The 22,824-nt window shown below is 58.6% G+C and carries 19 protein-coding genes; 3 read left to right on the top strand and 16 right to left on the bottom strand.

Features of this window, described 5'->3' with window-relative positions:
* The first annotated feature begins 137 nt into the window (after positions 1-137).
* Positions 138-374 (top strand): hypothetical protein, encoded by a 237-nt coding sequence (locus tag QMX91_RS13310; RefSeq protein WP_007962865.1) that lies wholly within the window; start codon positions 138-140, stop codon positions 372-374.
* 88 nt (positions 375-462) lie between these two features.
* On the opposite strand, the gene QMX91_RS13305 is transcribed toward QMX91_RS13310, so the two are convergent.
* The 12 genes from QMX91_RS13305 to sdhC form a co-directional block, all read right to left on the bottom strand.
* Positions 463-864 carry an MAPEG family protein gene (locus QMX91_RS13305; RefSeq protein ID WP_007962864.1) on the bottom strand — a complete coding sequence of 134 codons (402 nt, stop codon included), beginning with the start codon at positions 862-864 and terminating at the stop codon, positions 463-465.
* On the bottom strand, positions 864-1,601 hold the full coding sequence (locus tag QMX91_RS13300) for a DUF599 family protein (RefSeq protein ID WP_027614039.1): 738 nt from the start codon (positions 1,599-1,601) through the stop codon (positions 864-866). Before QMX91_RS13300 ends, QMX91_RS13305 begins: the two co-directional genes overlap by 1 nt.
* A 256-nt stretch (positions 1,602-1,857) precedes the next feature.
* Entirely contained in the window at positions 1,858-3,171 is a 1,314-nt protein-coding gene (brnQ, locus tag QMX91_RS13295; RefSeq protein ID WP_027614038.1) for a branched-chain amino acid transport system II carrier protein, read from the bottom strand.
* A gap of 482 nt (positions 3,172-3,653) precedes the next feature.
* The gene (gene sucD, locus QMX91_RS13290; RefSeq protein WP_282412852.1) at positions 3,654-4,535 is read right to left on the bottom strand and encodes a succinate--CoA ligase subunit alpha; all 882 of its coding nucleotides are present in this window, start codon (positions 4,533-4,535) and stop codon (positions 3,654-3,656) included.
* Complete coding sequence (gene sucC / locus QMX91_RS13285; protein WP_003223015.1) at positions 4,535-5,701, bottom strand: ADP-forming succinate--CoA ligase subunit beta; 1,167 nt, start codon at positions 5,699-5,701, stop codon at positions 4,535-4,537. Before sucC ends, sucD begins: the two co-directional genes overlap by 1 nt.
* A gap of 200 nt (positions 5,702-5,901) precedes the next feature.
* Entirely contained in the window at positions 5,902-7,338 is a 1,437-nt protein-coding gene (lpdA, locus tag QMX91_RS13280; protein WP_003223013.1) for a dihydrolipoyl dehydrogenase, read from the bottom strand.
* A gap of 97 nt (positions 7,339-7,435) precedes the next feature.
* Positions 7,436-8,659 (bottom strand): 2-oxoglutarate dehydrogenase complex dihydrolipoyllysine-residue succinyltransferase, encoded by a 1,224-nt coding sequence (gene odhB / locus QMX91_RS13275; RefSeq protein WP_003223011.1) that lies wholly within the window; start codon positions 8,657-8,659, stop codon positions 7,436-7,438.
* 42 nt (positions 8,660-8,701) lie between these two features.
* Complete coding sequence (locus tag QMX91_RS13270; protein WP_027614036.1) at positions 8,702-11,533, bottom strand: 2-oxoglutarate dehydrogenase E1 component; 2,832 nt, start codon at positions 11,531-11,533, stop codon at positions 8,702-8,704.
* Between the two features lie 259 nt (positions 11,534-11,792).
* Positions 11,793-12,497, bottom strand: coding sequence for a succinate dehydrogenase iron-sulfur subunit (locus QMX91_RS13265; protein ID WP_003223007.1), 705 nt, complete (start codon positions 12,495-12,497; stop codon positions 11,793-11,795).
* Positions 12,498-12,508: 11 nt separating this feature from the next.
* Complete coding sequence (gene sdhA, locus QMX91_RS13260) at positions 12,509-14,281, bottom strand: succinate dehydrogenase flavoprotein subunit (RefSeq protein ID WP_007962857.1); 1,773 nt, start codon at positions 14,279-14,281, stop codon at positions 12,509-12,511.
* A 3-nt stretch (positions 14,282-14,284) separates the two neighbouring features.
* The gene (gene sdhD / locus QMX91_RS13255) at positions 14,285-14,653 is read right to left on the bottom strand and encodes a succinate dehydrogenase, hydrophobic membrane anchor protein (RefSeq protein ID WP_003222999.1); all 369 of its coding nucleotides are present in this window, start codon (positions 14,651-14,653) and stop codon (positions 14,285-14,287) included.
* A complete protein-coding gene (gene sdhC / locus QMX91_RS13250; RefSeq protein ID WP_016773673.1) occupies positions 14,647-15,021 on the bottom strand; it encodes a succinate dehydrogenase, cytochrome b556 subunit in 375 nt (124 codons plus the stop codon). The genes sdhD and sdhC overlap by 7 nt, the downstream gene beginning before the upstream one ends.
* Positions 15,022-15,384: 363 nt before the next feature.
* On the opposite strand from sdhC, the gene gltA reads away from it, so the two are divergent.
* The gene (gene gltA / locus QMX91_RS13245) at positions 15,385-16,674 is read left to right on the top strand and encodes a citrate synthase (RefSeq protein WP_003222994.1); all 1,290 of its coding nucleotides are present in this window, start codon (positions 15,385-15,387) and stop codon (positions 16,672-16,674) included.
* 1,044 nt (positions 16,675-17,718) lie between these two features.
* Here the strand turns inward: gltA and QMX91_RS13240 are convergent.
* From QMX91_RS13240 to QMX91_RS13225, 4 genes are all read right to left on the bottom strand, one after another.
* The gene (locus tag QMX91_RS13240) at positions 17,719-19,377 is read right to left on the bottom strand and encodes a cation acetate symporter (protein ID WP_098967874.1); all 1,659 of its coding nucleotides are present in this window, start codon (positions 19,375-19,377) and stop codon (positions 17,719-17,721) included.
* Entirely contained in the window at positions 19,374-19,685 is a 312-nt protein-coding gene (locus QMX91_RS13235; RefSeq protein WP_027613950.1) for a DUF485 domain-containing protein, read from the bottom strand. The genes QMX91_RS13240 and QMX91_RS13235 overlap by 4 nt, the downstream gene beginning before the upstream one ends.
* Before the next feature lie 308 nt (positions 19,686-19,993).
* Entirely contained in the window at positions 19,994-20,845 is an 852-nt protein-coding gene (locus tag QMX91_RS13230; protein WP_003222989.1) for a glycine betaine ABC transporter substrate-binding protein, read from the bottom strand.
* 77 nt (positions 20,846-20,922) lie between these two features.
* A complete protein-coding gene (locus tag QMX91_RS13225) occupies positions 20,923-21,099 on the bottom strand; it encodes a hypothetical protein (RefSeq protein WP_282412851.1) in 177 nt (58 codons plus the stop codon).
* Between the two features lie 33 nt (positions 21,100-21,132).
* Between QMX91_RS13225 and QMX91_RS13220 the strand changes: the two genes are divergently transcribed.
* Positions 21,133-22,728 carry a beta (1-6) glucans synthase gene (locus tag QMX91_RS13220; protein ID WP_282412850.1) on the top strand — a complete coding sequence of 532 codons (1,596 nt, stop codon included), beginning with the start codon at positions 21,133-21,135 and terminating at the stop codon, positions 22,726-22,728.
* The last annotated feature ends 96 nt before the right edge of the window (positions 22,729-22,824 follow it).

Genomic DNA, 22,824 nt, shown 5'->3' with positions numbered 1-22,824 from the left:
GCCTTGTGCCAGTAGTAGGAAATACCGCAAAAGTTCCACTAAAAAACAAACTTATATATCTGAAGGAAATGAGGAACTTAACCTTTGGCGCTGCGCTCTTAAGGCCAGTAGTTATTTTCCATAAGGAGAAACACCCCATGCGTAAGACTTTAGCTATTGCCTTGATGTTGACCGCTTCCCTCGGTCTCGCTGCCTGCGATAAAAAATCCGAGGACAAAGCTCAAGATGCAAACCAACATGCTGAGCAAGCTCAGCAAGACATGAACAAAGCTCAGGATAAAGTGAACGACGCAGCAAAAGAAAACGCCGAAGCTGCCAAAGCTCAGGCTGAATCGAATCAAGCTGCTCAGGAAGAAGCTGCCAAGAAGCAATAATTGCGACTTGATGCAGTAAAAGAAAACTCGCCAAGTGCGGGTTTTCTTTTGCCTGTGATTTTTTGTCAGTCTTGGCTTAGAGGCTTTCTTAGAGCAATACGGTTCTAAAAGTCGGACTAATCATCAGCAACAAACTGCAGATCAGGCCGACCAGCCACACCAGGCTGCGCAGGGATGGTTTATCCGCCAGGTATAACCACACGTAAAGAATTCGCGCGATCACAAAGATGATCGCCAGCGCATCAATCAACCAGCCTTGGGTTTGCGTGGTGTGCGCCATCAGCACACCCACGGCGAACAGGATGAACGCTTCGATGCAGTTCTGGTGCGCCGCCAGCGCCCGCGCGCCATAGCCAGTGAGTTGCGCCTGCTGTTGGCGCGGTAGATGGTTGTTGTAACCACCCTGCTCTTTCATGGCCTTGCCCACCGGCATGCGCGCGATGTAAATCAACAGTGCACTGATAAACACACACCAGAACGGAATACTCATCAAGCAGCCTCTTTATTGGTTTCGGGCAATGGTGCCTCTGTAGGGGTATAGACCATCACATCCAGCACGTCGGAATGAAACTCGCGGCGGTACAACACGATGACCACCCCGGCACTCATCAACATGAACAGCCACGGGCTGACAAACCACGCCAGCATGCTCATGCCGAAGTAATAAGAGCGCAGACCGAAGTTGAACTGGTTCGCCGCCATCGAAATCACCCGCGCCGCCCGCAGTGCGAACGCCTTGCGCTCCTGCTCCGAGACCTGACGCTCACCGATCATCGGCGCGGAACCGACCAGCACCGCAGCAAAGTTGTACTGACGCATGCACCAACTGAAGGTGAAGAACGCATAGACGAACACCAGCGCCAGACACAGCAACTTGATCTCCGACATGCCCTGCGACGCCTGCTGCACCATCGGGATATCCGCCAGCAGCGACACGGCGCGTTCGGACGCACCGAGCACGGTGAGAATGCCGGCGAGGATGATCAAAGTGCTGGAGGCGAAGAACGAGGCGTTGCGCTCCAGATTGCCGATCACGCTGGCGTCGGCAATACGGTTGTCACGCAGCAGCATGCGGCGCATCCAGTCTTCGCGATACAGGTGCAGCACGCTGGCGAGGCACGCGGTGTCGCGGGCCTTCCACGACGCATAACGGGTGTAGCCGCCCCAGCAAATGACAAACCAGAGCGCGGCCAGCAGGTGGATCAGATTGGCTTGGATGAACGACATTCGTTTTCCTGTGAAGTGTGGATGCATTACCTGTAGGAGTGAGCCTGCTCGCGATTCGCTGGCACACCCGGCATTGATCCGACAGGTACGACGCCAACGCGAGCAGGCTCACTCCTACATAAAATCTGTGCAGTGCTTCGACGTTAGCTCGCGGAAAAAGACACTGCCAGACGCCCATAAAAAATGCCCCGTATCGATTGATACGGGGCATTTCTGTTTAAGCGCTGAAGACCCGTTTGTGGCGGGTCAGACAACGTCAGGCAACGGCTTCGCTGCGCTTGCCCAGCAGGCGATCACAGACCACGGCGACCACCAGGGTCATCACGCATGGCACCAGCCACGCCAGACCCTGCTCGCTCAGCGGCAGGTGCGACAGCTGCGACGGCATCCAGTCGGCCAGACCGGCGCCCTTGAGCGCGTCGATGGTGCCGAACAGGAACGACACCAGCATGACCGGGCCGAGGATCCGCCCGTGTTCATGCCAGAAGTCCTTGCAGAAGCTCAGAGCCACCAGAACGATGCACGGCGGGTAGATCGCGGTCAGCACCGGGATCGAGAACGCGATCAGCTTGGTCAGGCCCAGGTTGGACACCAGCAGCGAGAACGCGGCGAGGATGATCACCAGGGTCTTGTAGGACAGCGGCAGCACGCGGCTGAAGTATTCAGCGCAGGCGCAGGTCAGACCGACCGCGGTCACCAGGCACGCCAGCGAGATCAGCACCGCGAGGAAACCGCTGCCCAGCGAACCGAAGGTGTGTTGCACGTAAGCATGCAGCACCGCCGCGCCGTTAGTGGCACCGACCGCGACTTCGTGGCTGCCGGAGCCGAGGCGGAACAGGCTGATGTACACCAGCGCCAGACCGACACCGGCGATGAGGCCGGCAATGATCGCGTAACGGGTGATCAGCGCAGGCGACTCGACGCCACGGGAGCGGATCGCGTTGACGATGACGATACCGAACACCAGCGCGCCGAGGGTATCCATGGTCAGGTAACCATTGATGAAGCCTTGGGAGAACGGTGCCGCGACGTATTCAGGTGTGGCCTGACCGATATCACCGGCCGGCAAGGCGAACGCGGCGATGCCGAGTACCGCCAGGGCGATGATCTTCAATGGCGCGAGAAAACGCCCCACGGTATCGAGCAGACGGCCCGGATACAGCGAGATGAAGAACACCAGCAGGAAGTACACCGAGCTGTAGAGGAACAGCGCCAGCGGGCTTTCGCCGGTCAGCGGCGCCAGACCCACTTCGAACGACACGGTCGCGGTCCGCGGGGTGGCGAACAGCGGGCCGACCGCCAGGTAGCATGCCGCGGCGAGCACACCACCGGCGATCTTGCCGATCGGGCTGCTCAGCGCATCCATCGCACCACCGACCTTGGCCAGGGCGACGACGGTGACCACTGGCAGACCGACGGCCGTGATCAGGAAGCCCAGCGCCGCCATCCAGACATTAGGTCCGGACTGCAGGCCGACGATAGGCGGGAAAATGATGTTGCCGGCCCCGACGAACAGGGCAAATGTCATAAAGCCCAGTGCCAGGATGTCCTGACCTTTCAAAACTTTCATTAAGGAAATACCACACTACTGAATCGGAATTTAGAGGGGGATTTCCCTGTGGGGTTAGGGAAATGCTGTCAGTCCGTATAAGACTGACCCGTTTAGCGCGTTGCATGCCTTGTGGGCGGCAGACGCAAAAATGGCTGCTAGCCTAACGAATTTGTCTGACAAACGCACTGTTTGAGGGCGAACTATCCGATACACGACGTGTCTGTGTCGCGTTTACGCATCTATTTTTCCTACATGGAACTCTGTAGGTAGAGCACGAACCCTGTAGTGAGGGGATTTATCCCCGATGGGCCGAAGCAGCCCTGATTGAGAACTTGTAGCGCTTTTCGATTGGCTGGATACATCGGGTTTGGAGCCGCTTCGCAGCCCATCGGGGATAAATCCCCTCGCCACAGAAGCCCTCCTATCCCTTTAATGCCAGAAACAACAAAGGCCACCCGAAGGTGGCCTTTGTCTGGTGAAGCGTCAGTCAAGCACGAGGCTTACTTGACAGCCCAACCGGTCAGCTCGGCCAGGGCCTTGCCGATGTCTGCCAGCGAACGCACGGTTTTTACGCCTGCGTCTTGCAGCGCAGCGAATTTCTCGTCTGCAGTGCCTCTGCCGCCAGAGATGATTGCGCCAGCATGGCCCATGCGCTTGCCCGGAGGAGCAGTCACACCAGCGATGTAGGAAACAACCGGCTTGGTCACGTGTGCCTTGATGTAGGCAGCCGCTTCTTCTTCAGCCGAACCGCCGATCTCGCCGATCATCACGATCGCTTCGGTCTTCGGGTCTTCCTGGAACAGCTTCAGGATGTCGATGAAGTTCGAACCCGGGATCGGGTCACCACCGATGCCGACGCAGGTCGACTGACCGAAACCGGCGTCAGTGGTCTGCTTCACAGCTTCGTAGGTCAGGGTGCCGGAACGCGAAACGATACCGACCTTGCCTGGCAAGTGAATGTGACCTGGCATGATGCCGATCTTGCATTCGCCTGGGGTGATCACGCCTGGGCAGTTAGGGCCGATCAGGGTAACACCCAGCTCGTCGCACTTAACTTTAGCGTCCAGCATGTCCAGGGTAGGAATGCCTTCAGTGATGCAGACGATCAGCTTGATGCCGCCGAACGCTGCTTCCAGGATCGAGTCCTTGCAGAAAGGAGCCGGAACGTAGATCACGCTGGCGGTAGCGCCTGTGGCAGCAACTGCGTCTTTGACGGTGTTGAACACTGGCAGACCCAGGTGCTCGGTGCCGCCTTTGCCCGGAGTTACGCCACCAACCATCTTGGTGCCGTATTCGATGGCTTGCTGGGTGTGGAAACTACCTTGCGAACCGGTAATACCCTGGCAGATAACTTTGGTGTCTTTATTGATCAGGACGCTCATTATTTGCCCTCCGCAGCTTTGACAACTTGTTGAGCAGCGTCGGTCAGGCTGGTAGCAGCGATGATGTTCAAACCGCTTTCTGCCAGTACTTTAGCGCCCAGCTCAGCGTTGTTGCCTTCAAGGCGAACAACAACCGGGATTTTCACGCCGACTTCTTTAACGGCGCCGATGATGCCTTCGGCAATCATGTCGCAGCGAACGATGCCGCCGAAGATGTTGACCAGTACTGCAGCGACGTTGGTGTCGGACAGGATGATCTTGAAGGCTTCGGTCACGCGCTCTTTGGTAGCACCACCACCTACGTCGAGGAAGTTGGCTGGCTTGCCGCCGTGCAGGTTGACGATGTCCATGGTACCCATGGCCAGGCCGGCACCGTTGACCATGCAGCCGATGTTGCCTTCCAGGGCTACGTAGTTCAGTTCGAACTTGGCAGCGTGCGCTTCGCGCGGATCGTCTTGCGACGGATCGTGGAAAGTCTTCAGCTTAGGCTGACGGTACATGGCGTTGGCGTCGATGTTGATCTTGGCGTCCAGGCAGTGCAGATCGCCGTCAGCCTTGATCACCAGCGGGTTCACTTCCAGCAGGGCCAGATCGTGATCCTGGAACAGTTTGGCCAGACCAACGAAGATCTTGGCGAACTGGGCAACTTGCTTGCCTTCCAGACCCAGTTGGAACGCCAGCTCGCGACCCTGGAATGGCTGAGCGCCAACCAGTGGATCGATAGTGGCTTTCAGAATTTTTTCTGGAGTGTCGTGAGCGATTTTCTCGATGTCCACGCCACCTTCGGTGGAAGCCATGAACACGATGCGACGGCTCGAACGGTCAACGACAGCGCCCAGGTACAGCTCTTTAGCGATATCAGTGCACGATTCAACCAGGATCTTGGTGACTGGCTGACCATTGGCGTCAGTCTGGTAAGTCACCAGACGCTTGCCCAGCCACTGCTGTGCGAAGGCCTTGGCGTCTTCTTTGTTGCGAACCAGCTTGACGCCGCCCGCTTTACCGCGACCACCGGCGTGGACCTGGGCTTTGACAACCCACTCGCTGCCGCCGATTTTGTCGCAAGCTTCTGCTGCTGCTTCCGGGGTGTCTACTGCGTAACCAGTGGAAACTGGCAGGCCGTATTCAGCGAACAGCTGCTTACCCTGATACTCGTGAAGATTCATGCTTTTTACCGTCTTCGTTAGGTACTGCGCATTCGGCGCTGCGCTCTTGATGAGTGCCGCGCCACCTGTGACTGCTGCTTGCGTAGCCTTTCCGGATACCCGGTGCAGCTACGCAAGACTGCGTCCAGCGGACATTCCGCGGTGAGACTTGCTCGCAAGGCTCACGACGGGCCGTTACCGCCGTGGTTTCTTATTGTGTCTTAACGCTTCTTGCGGTTGGCAATGTGGATGGCGCCGCCATTCACAGCCAGAGCAGCTTCGTGCAAGGCTTCAGACAGGGTCGGATGGGAGAAAACCATCATGCCCAGGTCTTCAGCGCTGGTACCGAATTCCATACCGATCGCGCCCTGCTGAACCAGTTCTGCAGCGCTAGGGCCAATTACGTGCACGCCCAATACGCGGTCAGTCTTGGCATCAGCGATGACCTTGACGAAACCACCGGTATCGTTGGCGGCCATGGCACGGCCGGAAGCGGCGAACGGGAAGGTGCCGACGTTAACTTCAACGCCTTCGGCTTTCAAGGCCTGCTCGGTTTTGCCAACCCACGCGATTTCCGGGTGAGTATAAATAACCGAAGGGATCAGGTCATAGTTCATCTGGGCTTTGTGGCCCTTGATGCGCTCGACAACCATGATGCCCTCTTCCGAGGCTTTGTGAGCCAGCATCATGCCGCGAACCACGTCACCGATGGCGTAAACGCCCGGTACGGTGGTGGCGCAGTGATCGTCAACGTGCACGAAACCGCGCTCGTCCAGGGTCACGCCGCTGTCGGCAGCCAGCAGATCAGTGGTCACCGGACGGCGACCAACGGCTACGATCAGCTTGTCGAAAGTGATGGTCTGTTCGCCGTTGGCATCGGTGTAGTTAACAACGACTTCGTCGCCGTTGACTTTGGAACCGGTGACGCGAGCGCCCAGCTTGATGTCCAGACCCTGCTTGGTCAGGGTTTTCAGCGCTTCCTTGGAAACGGCGGTGTCCGCTGCCATCAGGAACGTGTCCAGAGCTTCCAGGACAGTCACTTCTGCACCCAGACGCGACCAGACCGAGCCCAGCTCCAGACCGATCACGCCAGCGCCGATCACGCCCAGACGTTTAGGTACGGATTGGAATTCCAGAGCGCCAGTCGAATCGACGATGACTTTCTGATCGACCGGAGCCGGTGGAATGTCGATCGGACGCGAACCTGGAGCCAGGATGACGTTTTCGGCTTCGATGACTTCAACCGAACCGTCCGGCTTGGTGACTTCGACTTTCTTGCCAGCCAGCAGCTTGCCGTGGCCCTGGATCGAGGTAACGCCGTTGGCCTTGAACAGGGTGGCAACGCCGCCAGTCAGGTTCTTGACGATGCCAGCCTTACGGCCAACCATCGCAGCGACGTCCATTTTGACTTCGCCGGTCGAGATACCGTGAACGTTGAAGCTCTCTTTGGCTTCCTTGTACTTCCAGGAGCTGTCCAGCAGCGCCTTGGACGGAATGCAGCCGACGTTCAGGCAAGTACCGCCGAGGGCCTGTTTGCCTTCAGCGTCGGTGTACTTCTCGATGCAGGCAGTGGTGAGACCCAGCTGCGCGGCCTTGATGGCAGCTACATAGCCGCCAGGGCCGGCACCGATCACTACTACGTCAAATTTCTGCGACATTCAAAAAATCCTCTTTAGCGAAAAGCTTCAAGCCGCGCGCTGCGGGCCGTACCGCCGTTGCCGACGGTACGCCACCCGCAGCGCATGGCTGCTTCTATCAGATATCCAGCAACAGACGAGCCGGATCTTCCAGCAGGTTCTTGATGGTCACCAGGAAGGTTACAGCTTCTTTGCCATCGATCAGACGGTGATCGTAGGACAGTGCCAGGTACATCATCGGACGGATCACGACCTGACCGTTGATGGCCATAGGACGCTGGATGATGTTGTGCATGCCCAGAATCGCTGCCTGCGGCGGGTTGACGATCGGGGTCGACATCATCGAACCGAAGGTACCACCGTTGGTGATGGTGAAGGTACCGCCGGTCATCTCTTCCATCGACAGTTTGCCGTCACGGGCTTTCTTGCCGAACGTGGCGATGCCGCCTTCGATTTCAGCCAGGCTCATCAGCTCGGCGTTACGCAGAACCGGAACGACCAGACCACGGTCGCTGGAAACGGCAACACCGATGTCGGCGTAGCCGTGGTAAACGATGTCTGCACCGTCGATCGAAGCGTTGACCGCCGGGAAGCGTTTCAGCGCTTCGGTGGCAGCCTTGACGAAGAACGACATGAAGCCCAGGCGTACGCCGTTGTGGGACTTCTCGAACAGGTCCTTGTACTTCGAACGCAGCGCCATGACTTCGGTCATGTCGACTTCATTGAAAGTGGTCAGCATTGCCATGTTCGACTGGGCTTCAACCAGACGCTCGGCAACCTTGGCACGCAGACGGGTCATCGGTACGCGCTTCTCAACGCGATCACCGGCAGCGAATACCGGAGCAGCAGCGGCTGGAGCAGCGGCTTTTGCAGGAGCAGCAGCCGGAGCGGCTTTCTTCGCGGCTACAGCAGCGACCACGTCTTCCTTGGTCACACGACCGCCTTTGCCGGTACCGGCAACGGAAGCGATGTTGATGCCGTTTTCTTCAGCCAGCTTGCGCGCAGCCGGAGCAGCAACAGGATCGTCTTCGCCTTCGGCAGCAGCCGGGGCAGCGGCAGCAGCGGCCGGAGCAGCGGCGGCGGCTGGAGCAGCGGCAGCAGCGCCGCCCGCTTCGATGGAGCCCAGGACTTCGTCGGACAGAACGGTGTCGCCTTCGTTCTTGACGATTGCGCCCAGCACGCCGTCGGCGGTCGCCAGCACTTCCAGTACGACTTTGTCGGTTTCGATGTCGACGATCAGGTCGTCACGCTTGACGGCGTCGCCCGGTTTTTTGTGCCAGGTGGCAACGGTGCCATCGGCAACCGATTCCGGGAAAGTGGGGGCTTTGATCTCGATAGCCATTATCTGTGGTTCCTTAAATTCGGTTTCAGGTGCGCGAAGGCGTTAAACGGTAAACGCGTCTTGCAGCAGTTTTTCCTGCTGCTCGGCGTGCATCGATGCGTAACCACATGCTGGGGCAGCAGAAGCCTCGCGGCCCGCGTACTCGAGTACGAGAGACTTGTCGAGGTTACCGATGCTGCGACGCAGGTGATGCTGGCTGCAGTACCAGGCGCCCTGGTTCATCGGCTCTTCCTGACACCAGACGGCATGCTTGACGTTGGTGTAAGGCGCCAGGACTTCTTTCAAGTCGTCCTCAGGGAATGGATACAGCTGCTCGATACGCACGATGGCGATATCGTCACGGCCTTCGGCACGACGTTTTTCCAGCAGGTCGTAGTAGACCTTGCCGCTACACAGAACAACGCGCTCGACCTTTTTCGGGTCCAGGGCATCGATTTCCGGGATCACGGTCTGGAACGAACCTTCAGCCAGATCTTCCAGAGTCGAGACGGCCAGCTTGTGGCGCAGCAGCGACTTCGGCGTCAGCACTACCAGAGGTTTGCGCAGCGGGCGAATCACCTGACGACGCAGCAAGTGGTAGATCTGGGCCGGGGTGGTCGGCATGCACACCTGAATGTTGTGCTCGGCGCACAGCTGCAGGTAACGCTCAAGACGTGCCGAGCTGTGCTCAGGACCCTGACCTTCGTAGCCGTGCGGCAACAGCATGGTCAGACCGCAGAGACGGCCCCACTTGTGCTCGCCGCTGGTGATGAACTGGTCGATAACGACCTGTGCACCGTTGGCGAAGTCGCCGAACTGGGCTTCCCAGATCACCAGCGCGTTTGGCGTGGTGGTCGAGTAACCGTATTCGAAAGCCAATACCGCTTCTTCCGAGAGGAACGAGTCGTACAGGTCAAAGCGTGGCTGACCGTCGTACAGGTTCTGCAGCGGAATGTAGGTGCCCGCGTCTTTCTGATTGTGCAGCACAGCGTGACGGTGCGAGAACGTACCGCGGCCGATGTCCTGACCAGTCATGCGGATCGGGTGACCTTCGAACGCCAGGGTCGCGTACGCCATGGTTTCGGCGTAACCCCAGTTGATCGGCAGGCCGCCGGCTTGCATCTTCTGACGGTCTTCGTAGATTTTCGCGACCTGACGCTGAACCACGAAGCCTTCCGGAATTTCCAGCAGCTTGGCGGACAGTTCCTGCAGGGTCTTCAGATCGAAACGGGTGTCGTGACGCGCAGTCCAGGCGTGGCCCAGATACGGACGCCAGTCCACGAACAACTCTTTGTTCGGCTCTTTGACCAGCGATTTCACTACGTGCAGACCGTTGTCCAGCGCGTTGCGGTACTCGTCGACCTTGGCCTGAACACGTTCAGCGTCCAGTACACCGGCCTGAGTCAGACGATCAGCGTACAGCTCACGGGTGGTGCGCTGCTTGGTGATCTGCTGGTACATCAGCGGCTGGGTGCCGCTTGGCTCGTCGGCCTCGTTGTGGCCGCGACGACGGTAGCAGACCAGGTCGATCACCACGTCACGCTTGAACTGCATGCGGTAATCGATGGCCAGCTGGGTCACGAACAGCACGGCTTCCGGATCATCACCATTCACATGGAGGATCGGCGCCTGGATCATCTTCGCAACGTCGGTGGCGTACTCGGTGGAACGCGAGTCCAGCGGGTTGCTGATGGTGAAACCGACCTGGTTGTTGATCACGATGTGCACGGTACCGCCGGTCTTGAAACCGCGGGTCTGCGACATCTGGAAGGTTTCCATGACCACGCCCTGACCTGCGAATGCAGCGTCACCGTGGATGGAGATCGGCAGCACCTTCTCACCGGTCGGGTCGTTACGACGATCCTGACGGGCGCGAACCGAACCTTCTACCACCGGGGAAACGATTTCCAGGTGGGACGGGTTGAACGCCATGGCCAGGTGAACTTCACCGCCGGTGGTCATCACGTTGGACGAGAAGCCCTGGTGGTATTTGACGTCACCGGAACCCAGCTCGACCTTCTTCTTGCCTTCGAACTCGTCGAACAGCTCGCGCGGGTTCTTGCCGAAGGTGTTGACCAGTACGTTCAGACGGCCACGGTGGGCCATGCCGATGACGACTTCCTTGGTGCCGTAGGAACCGGAACGCTGGATCAGCTCGTCGAGCATCGGGATCAGGCTTTCGCCGCCTTCCAGACCGAAACGCTTGGTGCCCGGGTATTTGGTGCCCAGGTATTTTTCCAGGCCTTCACCGGCAGTCACGCGCTCGAGCAGGTGGCTCTTGATGTCGGCGGAGTACGTCGGACGACCACGCACGCTTTCCAGACGCTGCTGGAACCACTGGCGCTGCTCGGAATCGGTGATGTGCGTAAATTCAGCGCCGATGGTGCGGCAATATGTCTGCTGCAACGCTTCGTGAATTTCGCGTAGGCTCGCTTCCTCTTTGCCGATGAACAGGTCGCCGGCACGGAAGGTCGTATCAAGATCGGCATTGGTCAAGCCGTAATGATTGATCGACAGGTCTGCAGGTGCAGGACGCTGCCACAGCCCCAGCGGGTCAAGCTGGGCTGCCTGGTGGCCACGCATACGGTAGGCCTGGATCAATCGCAGCACTTCAACTTGCTTCTTCTCGTGCTCACTGCTCACGCTCCCGGCGGAAACCGGTTGGGCGCGGCGCTGGTTCTTTGCCAGCAGCACGAAATGATCGCGAATTGTGGAGTGCGAAACATCAGTGGCAGAGCTGCCGTCGGCAGGCAGCTTCTGAAAGTAGGTGCGCCACTCTTCTGGCACAGCGTTAGGGTCGTGCAGGTAGAGCTCATAAAGCTCTTCCACATAGGCAGCGTTTCCACCTGAAAGGTAGGCGCTGTTCCACATGCGCTGCATCACGCTTTCTTGCATGCTTGGTCACCCTCGGTTAGGGGAACACCATCGGCGTCAATACCGAGCAAACTTGCAGAAGTCCGAATGCAGCGACCAAAACAAGCCACTTAGGATCACGCTGATAGTCCGGGTACCAGCCCGGATGCCCCTGCTTGTCTCATTTCTTCAAAATAAGAGCTGCAGCTTGTGGCTACTGCTCTGGTTATAGCCATGACGCGGGTTGAAGCCCGCGCCACAGCCTCTTCGTTACAGCGGTTCTACGGTTACAGCAGCTGAATCACACGCCGCTCGAAAGCAACATGTTACGGATGTGACCGATGGCCTTAGTCGGGTTCAGGCCTTTCGGACATACGTTGACGCAGTTCATGATGCCCCGGCAGCGGAAGACGCTGAACGGATCATCGAGCGAAGCCAGACGCTCGGAAGTCTTGGTGTCACGGCTGTCTGCCAGGAAGCGATACGCTTGCAGCAGGGCAGCCGGGCCCAGGAACTTGTCCGGGTTCCACCAGAAGGACGGGCACGAGGTCGAGCAGCAGGCGCACAGGATGCACTCGTACAGACCGTCGAGCTTTTCACGCTCTTCTGGGGACTGCAGACGCTCGATGGCCGGAGCCGGCGTGTCGTTCTGCAGGTAAGGCTTAACCTTCTCGTATTGCTTGTAGAAGATGCTCATATCGACAACCAGGTCACGGATAACCGGCAAACCTGGCAGCGGACGAACGATCAACTTGTTGCCTTTTACGACAGCGGACAGCGGCGTGATGCACGCCAGGCCGTTCTTGCCGTTGATGTTCATGCCGTCGGAGCCGCAGACGCCTTCACGGCAAGAGCGACGATAGGAGAAACCCTCGTCCTGCTCTTTGATCAGGGCCAGCACGTCCAGCACCATCAGGTCTTTACCACCGGTATCGACCTGGAATTCCTGCATGAACGGCGCAGCGTCCTGATCAGGGTTGTAGCGATAAACACTGACTTGCAACATGGCGATCACCCTTAATAAGTCCGGACTTTAGGTTCGAAAGTCGGAACAGTCTTCGGCGAGAAGTTTACGGCACGCTTGGCGACGCGTTTCTCACCCGGGAAGTACAGGGTGTGGCACAGCCAGTTTTCGTCGTCACGGTCTTCGAAGTCTTCACGGGCGTGAGCGCCGCGGGACTCTTTACGTACTTCGGCCGCGATGGCGGTAGCTTCAGCCACTTCCAGCAGGTTTTGCAGTTCCAGAGCTTCGATACGCGCGGTGTTGAACGCTTGCGACTTGTCGTTGATCTTCACGTTGGCGATGCGCTTGCGCAGATCGGCCAGCTGAGCGATACCCTTCTGCATGTATTCGCCAGTGCGGAATACACCGAAGTAGTTCTGCATGCAGCTTTGCAGCTCGCGACGCAGGGTAGCCACGTCTTCGCCATCGGTACGGCCGTTCAGCGCATTCAAACGCGACAGGGCAGCTTCGATGTCGGCTTCGGTAGCGTCGTCGTATTCGATGCCGTCGGTCAGCGCCTTTTCCAGGTGCAGGCCGGCAGCGCGGCCGAATACCACCAGGTCGAGCAGCGAGTTGCCGCCCAGACGGTTGGCACCGTGTACCGATACGCAAGCCACTTCACCTACGGCGAACAGACCCGGAATGATCTGATCCACGCCTTCGGCGTTCTGGGTGATCGCCTGACCATGAATGTTGGTGGCAACGCCGCCCATCATGTAGTGGCAGGTCGGAACAACCGGAACCGGAGCAACCACCGGGTCAACGTGTGCGAAAGTCTTCGACAGTTCGCAGATACCTGGCAGACGGCTGTGCAGCACTTCCTCGCCCAAGTGGTCGAGTTTGAGCATTACGTGGTCGCCATTCGGACCGCAACCGTTGCCGGCGATGATTTCTTTAACCATCGAGCGGGCAACCACGTCACGACCAGCGAGGTCTTTCGCGTTCGGAGCATAACGCTCCATGAAACGCTCGCCGTGCTTGTTGATCAGGTAACCACCTTCACCACGGCAACCTTCGGTCACCAGTACACCGGCGCCGGCGATGCCGGTCGGGTGGAACTGCCACATTTCGATGTCTTGTACCGGCACGCCAGCACGCAGCGCCATGCCAACGCCGTCACCGGTGTTGATCAGGGCGTTGGTGGTGGAGGCGTAGATACGGCCAGCACCGCCAGTAGCCAGTACGGTGGCCTTGGCGCGGATGTACGAAGTTTCGCCGGTTTCGATGCAGATCGCGATCACACCGACAAACTCGCCTTCCTGGTTTTTCACCAGGTCGACCGCGTAGTACTCGTTCAGGAACGTGGTACCGGCTTTCAGGTTGCCCTGATAAAGGGTGTGCAGCAGTGCGTGACCGGTACGGTCGGACGCTGCGCAGGTACGGGCAGCCTGACCGCCTTTACCGTAGTCCTTGGACTGGCCACCGAACGGACGCTGGTAGATACGGCCTTGCTCGGTACGCGAGAACGGCAGTCCCATGTGGTCCAGCTCGAAAACGGCAGCCGGGCCTTCCTGACACATATATTCGATAGCGTCCTGGTCACCGATGTAGTCGGAACCCTTGACGGTATCGTACATGTGCCAGCGCCAGTCATCGTTCGGGTCAGCGGACGCGATCGCGCAGGTGATACCGCCCTGGGCGGATACAGTGTGCGAACGGGTCGGGAAAACCTTGGTGATCACCGCAGTCTTGTGACCGCCCTGCGCCAGCTGCAGCGCAGCGCGCATGCCGGCACCGCCACCACCAATAATGATGGCGTCGAAAGAAATCGTTGGAATGTTAGCCATGACTCAGATACCCCAGAGAATCTGCACACCCCAGACGAAGTAAGCGAACATCGCAACGCCGCATACTGCCTGGAAAAGGAAACGTATAGCCGTCGCGGACTTGCCGAACGCCATTGGCGTCAGGTAGTCAGTCGCGATGGTCCACATGCCGACCCAGGCGTGAGCGCCGAGAGCAACAAGGGCCAGGAGGCTGAAAATACGCATCCCGTTGTGGGCGAACAGTTCATGCCACTGGGCGTACTCGAGGCCTGGGTGGGCCACGACGTATCCGATCAGAAAAATGAAGTAAGCCGCGAGAACGACCGCCGACACACGTTGCGCCATCCAGTCATAGAGGCCCGAACGCGAGAGGTTCGTGACGTTAGTTACCATATCCAGACTCCTGCCAGAACGATTACCACCACGGAAACGGCGATAACGATTTTCGAGCCCAGCTTGCCGCCTTCCAGCGTCTCACCGATGCCCATGTCCATGATCAAATGGCGCACACCGGCAACCAGGTGATACAGCAGAGCGGACAGGATGCCCCAAATCACTAGCTTGGCTAGCGGACTGGTCAGACACGCTTTCACCTGACCGAAGCCTTCCTCGGAGCTCAGCGACTTGTCCAATGCGTAAAGCATGATGGCAAGGCACACAAAGAGGATGACACCGGAGATACGGTGAAGAATGGACGTGTAAGCAGTGACTGGGAGTTTGATGGTCCTTAGGTCTAGGTTTACAGGTCGTTGGCTTTTCACGGCTTTTTTTTCACACTGAAGAGCCCCTAACAATCAGGGCAAAGTTGTTGGGGAGTGCACTGGTCAGGTAACCACCACCCAGGGATGCGACCCCCAATGAAAGCAAGCCCAAAAGCCCTTGGCGGTCGGTGGCCGAGTATAGACAGTTAGGCTACTAATGACAACGCAATCACCTACCCCCAATAGCTGATTGCACAAGTCGCATAAAAGGCGTAAATGGCAGTCAATTTCGAGGAAAAAGTGCGCTTAAAGCCTTCTGGAGCAAGACTTTAGGCAAATTGACATTCGAATTTATCTCACTATAGTGGTGCGGGCCCTGCGTGGGGGGTCTGTCTGATGGTTCAAGCATAAATAGGAGGCCACATGGCTGACAAAAAAGCGCAGTTGATCATCGAGGGCGCAGCCCCCGTCGAGCTGCCCATTTTAACCGGCACCGTTGGTCCCGATGTAATCGATGTTCGGGGCCTGACGGCCACGGGCCGCTTCACTTTCGACCCGGGTTTCATGTCGACCGCCTCGTGCGAATCGAAGATCACCTATATCGACGGCGACAACGGCATTCTGTTGCACCGCGGCTACCCGATCGAACAGCTGGCTGAAAAGTCGGACTACCTGGAAACCTGCTACCTGCTGCTCAACGGCGAATTGCCGACTGCAGAACAGAAGGCCCAGTTCGTCAGCACCGTGAAAAACCACACCATGGTTCACGAGCAGCTGAAAACCTTCTTCAACGGCTTCCGTCGCGACGCCCACCCGATGGCCGTCATGTGCGGCGTAGTCGGCGCCCTCTCGGCCTTCTACCACGACTCCCTGGACATCAATAACCCGCAGCATCGCGAAATCTCCGCGATCCGTCTGGTTGCCAAGATGCCAACCCTGGCAGCGATGGTTTACAAGTACTCCATGGGCCAACCCATGATGTACCCGCGCAACGACCTGACGTACGCGGAAAACTTCCTGCACATGATGTTCAACACCCCGTGCGAGATCAAACCGATCAGCCCGGTACTCGCCAAGGCCATGGACCGGATCTTCATCCTCCACGCCGACCACGAGCAGAACGCATCGACGTCCACCGTGCGCCTGGCAGGCTCCTCGGGTGCCAACCCGTTCGCCTGTATCGCCGCCGGTATCGCCGCACTGTGGGGCCCTGCCCACGGCGGTGCGAACGAAGCCGTTCTGACCATGCTTGACGAGATTGGCGATGTGTCCAACATCGACAAGTTCATCGCCAAGGCCAAGGACAAGAACGATCCGTTCAAGCTGATGGGCTTCGGTCACCGCGTTTACAAGAACCGCGACCCTCGCGCGACTGTCATGAAGCAGACCTGCGACGAAGTGCTGAAAGAACTGGGCATCAACAACGATCCGCAACTCGAACTGGCCATGCGCCTGGAAGAGATCGCGCTGACCGACCCGTACTTCATCGAGCGCTCGCTGTACCCGAACGTCGACTTCTACTCGGGGATCATCCTCAAGGCGATCGGCATTCCAACCAGCATGTTCACCGTGATCTTCGCTCTGGCGCGTACTGTGGGCTGGATCTCGCACTGGAAAGAAATGCTCTCCAGCCCGTACAAGATTGGCCGTCCGCGCCAGTTGTACACTGGCTACGAGTCGCGTGATATCACCAAGCTGGAAGACCGCAAATAAGGCTTGTCTTGCGATAACGTCTTGAAGTTGTATCGGGAACGGCCTCTTATATAGAGGCCGTTTTTGTTTGTCTGGTCGCAGCGGCCTGTGGGCCGACTGGGTTTTGGGGTTTTGGGTATATATCCGTTGCTGCGGTAACGGCCTCCTATGGTTTCGCTCTTACAGCGAGTCACCTTTTCCAAACGCCGAAAAGGTAACCCAAAAGGCTTTGCCCCGGCGTACGGCACTTCGCTGAGGCTCAGTATTCCCTCGCTACGGTGTCCATCCGGGGGCATCGCCTCCGGTTTGCTTCGCTGCACCTCCTCTCGATGTATGCGGCTACGCCGCATGGCGCTGCGCGCCTACCCCCCGGATGGACACCTACGCTCGGCCTGCCGAAGGGGCAAAAGATCAAAAGCCAAAGCCAGATCAAAAACCAGATCAAGAGCCCCTCACCCTAGCCCTCTCCCGGAGGGAGAGGGGACTGATCGCGGTGCTTGGGAGAGTTACGCCGACGTGAAACACCCAGTCGAACTCAGGTTCTGAAAGGCTCAAAAATCGGCTCCCTCTCCCTCGGGAGAGGGCTGGGCGGGCGGCGTTCCGATGAGGGGTAGATCCAACACAGAACACAAGCCGACCGCATGCTTTTCCACCACTCAACAGGATGAGCGCAAGCTCGGCTGCAGCTTTTGATCTTGATCCACGGGCGACATCGGAAGGCTGAGTGGAGGGATTGATCCGGGGGTGGGAGCGCAGCGACCGTTTGGCGCAGCCAAACACAGCGAGAGGAGGTGCAGCGAAGCAAACCGTAGGCGCTGCCCCCGGATCGATCCCGCAGCGAAGGGACCCCGAGCCCCAGCGAGCGGGCCGAACGCAGGAGCAAGCGTTTTTTTGCTTACTTTTTTTAGGCGTTTGTAAAAAAAGTGAGTCGCCGTAAGGGCGAAACCCTAAGCAGCCGTTACCGCAGCAAAGGATATGTACCCAATTCCAGTCCGATAACCGCCCACAAAAAAAATGCCCCGATCTCTCAACCAGGGCATTTCACTCAAACCACGTAACCAGAACTTAGTGCGAAACCGCCCCGCTCGCCCCAAGGCCAGTCTGCGAACGCACAAACTGCGGGAAGAACAGCGCACGCTCGTTCTCGGCCGCCGCCGACTTGTCGGTAATCGAGAAGAACCAGATCCCGATGAACGCGATCACCATCGAGAACAGCGCCGGGTACTCGTAAGGGAAGATCGCCTTCTCGTGATGCAGAATCTGCACCCAGATGGTCGGGCCAAGGATCATCAGCCCCACCGCACTCACCAGCCCCAGCCAGCCACCGACCATCGCACCGCGGGTGGTCAGCTTCTTCCAGTACATCGAAAGCAACAGCACCGGGAAGTTGCAGCTCGCCGCGATGGAGAACGCCAGGCCGACCATGAACGCGATGTTCTGGCTCTCGAACAGGATACCCAGACCGATCGCCAGCACACCCAGGGCGATAGTGGTGATCTTCGACACGCGAATTTCATCCTTGTCGTTGGCCTTGCCCTTCTTGATCACGCTGGCATACAGGTCGTGCGACACCGCCGAAGCACCGGCCAGGGTCAGACCGGCCACCACCGCCAGAATGGTCGCAAACGCCACCGCCGAGATGAAGCCGAGGAAGATGCTGCCACCCACCGCGTCAGCCAGGTGCACCGCCGCCATGTTGTTGCCGCCGAGCAGAGCGCCCGCCGCATCCTTGAAGGCCGGGTTGGTGCTGACCAGCAGGATCGCGCCGAAGCCGATGATGAAGGTCAGGATGTAGAAGTAACCAATGAAGCCGGTGGCGTACAGCACGCTCTTGCGCGCTTCTTTCGCATCACTCACGGTAAAGAAGCGCATCAGGATGTGTGGCAGGCCGGCAGTACCGAACATCAGGGCCAGACCGAGGGAGAACGCCGAAACCGGATCTTTCACCAAACCGCCCGGGCTCATGATCGCCTCACCTTTCGGGTGAACCTTGATCGCCTCGGAGAACAGCATGTTGAAGTCGAAGTTGACGTGCTTCATCACCATCAGCGCCATGAACGAGGCACCGGACAGCAACAGCACCGCCTTGATGATCTGCACCCAGGTGGTCGCCAGCATGCCGCCGAACAGCACGTACATGCACATCAGGATACCGACCAGAATCACCGCGACGTAGTAGTCGAGACCGAACAGCAGCTGGATCAGCTTGCCGGCACCAACCATTTGCGCGATCAGGTAGAACGCCACCACTACCAGCGAACCGCAGGCAGACAGGGTGCGGATCTGGGTTTGCCCGAGGCGGTAGGACGCCACGTCGGCAAAGGTGTATTTACCCAGGTTACGCAGGCGCTCGGCGATCAGGAACAGAATGATCGGCCAGCCCACCAGGAAGCCGATCGAGTAGATCAGGCCGTCGTAGCCGGAGGTGAACACCAGCGCGGAAATCCCCAGGAAGGACGCCGCCGACATGTAGTCACCGGCAATCGCCAGACCGTTCTGGAACCCGGTGATCTTGCCGCCCGCTGCATAGTAGTCGGCGGCCGACTTGTTGCGCTTCGAGGCCCAGTAGGTGATGCACAGGGTCGCACCGACGAACACCACGAACATGGCGATGGCGGAAACGTTGAGCGGTTGTTTGTGGACTTCGCCGGTCAAGGCGTCAGCGGCCCAGACGGCTGGCGCGAACGCTGCGATGCTCAAAAGAGCCAGTAGACGCCGGATCATTGCTGAGCCTCCTTGAGAATCGCATTGTTCAGGTCGTCAAACTCGCCGTTGGCGCGCCGTACGTAGATCGCGGTCAGGATGAAGGCCGAGACAATCAGACCGACACCAATCGGAATACCCCAGGTAATCGACGACCCGGGACTGAGTTTCGCCCCGAGCACTTGCGGCCCGTATGCGATCAGCAGGATGAATCCGGAGTACAGCCCGAGCATGATCGCCGAGAGTATCCAGGCGAATTTTTCTCTTTTTCGCACCAGCTCCTTGAAGCGCGGGCTGTTTTGAATCGAGAGGTAAATGCTGTCGTTCATTGTTTTTATCCTCGCAGCACAGATTATTGTTGGAACGTATCCACTGTATGCGGCTGCGGAACGGGTTCCAGACGACCTTAGTATTAGAACGACATGACGTTTTCGCCAATTTTCGGACGCTAATTAGCCGAAAGAGTTGGAAAGAGGCTTTGAAACAGCCGTAAACCCTGCCAGAGAGGGTGCACAAGAAACAAATGTGGGAGCGGGCTTGCTCGCGAAGGCGTCGTGTCAGCCAACATTTCTGTCAACTGTTACACCGCTTTCGCGAGCAAGCTCGCTCCCACAGGGGTCAGGCGTTGTTGGTACTTTTATTTGGTCCAGTCAGCCACGCGATCCGGGTGCTTGGCGACCCAATCCTTGGCTGCCGCTTCTGGCTTGGCGCCGTCCTGGATGGCCAGCATGACTTCGCCGATCTCGTCTTTCGACGCCCACTGGAAGTTTTTCAGGAACTTGGCGACTTCAGGCGCTTTGGCATCCAGCTCTTTGCTGCCGATGCTGTTCACGGTTTCAGCCGCGCCGTACACGCCTTTCGGGTCGTCGAGGAAGCGCAGTTTCCACTTGGCGAACATCCAGTGCGGCACCCAACCGGTGACCGCAATCGACTCGTTCTTTTTCTCGGCGCGGGTCAGCTCGGCAATCATGCCGGCGCCGGAACTGGCCTTGAGCGTATATTTGTCCAGGCCGTAATCCTTGATCGCCTGATCGGTTTTGAGCATTACGCCTGAACCGGCGTCGATGCCGACGATGCGGTTCTTGAAGCTGTCATCGGTCTTGAGGTCTTCGATCGATTTCGCTTTGACGTACTCCGGCACGATCAGGCCGATTTTCGCATCCTTGAAGTTCGGGCCGTAATCCACGACCAGATCCTTGTTCTTCGCCCAGTATTCGCCGTGGGTGACCGGCAGCCAGGCCGAAAGCATCGCATCGAGTTTGCCGGTGGCCACGCCCTGCCACATGATCCCGGTGGCGACGGCTTGCAACTTCACGTCGTAGCCGAGTTTCTGCTTGATCACCTCGGCCGCCACATGGGTGGTCGCGACGCTGTCGGACCAGCCGTCAACGTAACCGATGTTCAGGGTCTGTTTTTCAGCGCTGGCGAATGTGGAACTCATCGCAAGCACCAGAGCGGCACCTGCGCCTAAAAGTCGTCGCATCTTCATCGTTTACTTCCCCGAAATGCTGCGCCCAACGGATGCCGGGCATCGTCAACGTATTGTTATGGTGCACAGCGCCCCCATCACGCCTGACCGCAAACTCGCTTGAACGCCAGTGGAGTGCTGACGCTTTCGATCATCGGCCTGACGCCCGCAGCGACCTGCTCTGTCAGCGACCTCAATACACCGAGAAACGACATCAGAAGGCCATTAATCGCCTCCGAATAAATGACGCCAGACAATCCGCCCGAACTTTGCATGGGCAAATCATGCAGGCCACCAACCGCTGAAAAATGCAGGTAACATGCGTCGCTTTGCAGCCACTCGGCCTGACCATGTCCGCGACTTCCCGCTTTCCCTTTCTTCCTTACCTCTTCGCCTGCCTGCTCGGCCTGTTTGCCCTCGGTGGCTTCTGGTACGGCCTCGGCAAACCGGTGATCCTGCCGGACGCCGCGACCCCGACGCACAAGTTGCAATGCGCCTCCTACACGCCGTTCGACAAGGATCAGTCGCCGTTCGACGTACCGTTCAAACTGCGCCCGGAGCGTATGGACGCCGACCTCGCCCTGCTGGCGACGCGCTTCGAGTGCATCCGCACCTATTCGATGACCGGCCTCGAAGCGCTGCCGGAACTGGCGCGCAAACACGGTTTGAAGCTGATGATCGGCGCCTGGGTCAACAGCAACCCGGTGGACACCGAAAAAGAGGTCGACCAGTTGATCGCCTCGGCCAACGCCAACCCGGATGTGGTCAGCGCGGTGATCGTCGGCAACGAAGCCTTGCTGCGCAAGGAAGTCACCGGCGCGCAACTGGCCAGACTGATCAACAAGGTCAAAAGCCAGGTCAAGCAACCGGTCACCTATGCCGATGTCTGGGAGTTCTGGCTCAAGCACCCGGAAGTCGCGCCGGCGGTGGATTTCCTGACCATTCACTTGCTGCCGTATTGGGAAGATGATCCGTCGAACATTGACGTCGCGCTGCAACATGTGGCGGATGTGCGTCAGGTGTTCGGCAACAAGTTCGCGCCCAAGGACGTGATGATCGGCGAAACCGGTTGGCCCAGCGAAGGTCGCCAGCGCGAGACCGCCCTGCCGAGCCGGGTCAACGAGGCCAAGTTCATTCGCGGTTTTGTCGCGATGGCCGAGAAGGAAGGCTGGCATTACAACCTGATCGAGGCGTTCGACCAGCCATGGAAGCGGGGCAGCGAAGGTGCGGTCGGCGGTTACTGGGGCCTGTTCGACGCCGATCGCCAGGACAAGGGCGTGCTCGCCGGGCCAGTGACCAATGTGCCGTACTGGAAGGAATGGCTGGGCGTTGGCGGGCTGATTTTCCTCGGCACGCTGCTGCTCGGCGGCCGGGTTCGCACCACGCAATCGGCGTTGGTTCTGCCCCTGCTTGCGGCAGTTGCAGCCTGCTCGATCGGCGCCTGGGGCGATCTGGCGCGAGTGACCACGCGGTTTGCCAGCGAATGGCTGTGGGTCGGCTTGCTGACGGTCTTGAATCTGTTAGTGCTGGCCCATGCCGCGCTGAGCCTGAGCGCCCGCCAGGGTTGGCGTGAACGCGTCTTCAATCGGCTCGAGCGCCGTGCCGGCTGGCTGGTGGCGCTGGCAGGTTTCGCGGCGGCGGTGATGATGCTGGAGATGGTCTTCGACGCACGTTATCGCAGCTTTGCCAGCATGGCGTTCATCCTGCCGGCGCTGGTTTACGTGTGCCGACCGGTCAGCGTGCCGCGTCGGGAAATCGCCCTGCTGACCTTTATCATCGGCGCCGGCATTGCGCCGCAGTTGTATGAAGAGGGATTGTTGAATCAGCAGGCATGGGGCTGGGCGTTGGTCAGCGGGTTGCTGGTGGCGGCACTTTGGCGCTGCCTGCGGGTTCGCAAGGGCTGATCTCCAGAGGCCAGTCTTGCCCCTTCGCGAGCAAGCCCGCTCCCACATTTGATTGCATTCCAACTGAAGGAACTCGATTAAATGTGGGAGCGGGCT

The organism is Pseudomonas sp. PS01299 (assembly GCF_029960145.1).
Lineage (GTDB): Bacteria > Pseudomonadota > Gammaproteobacteria > Pseudomonadales > Pseudomonadaceae > Aquipseudomonas > Aquipseudomonas putida_A.
This window is presented reverse-complemented; position numbering and strand designations above follow the sequence as displayed.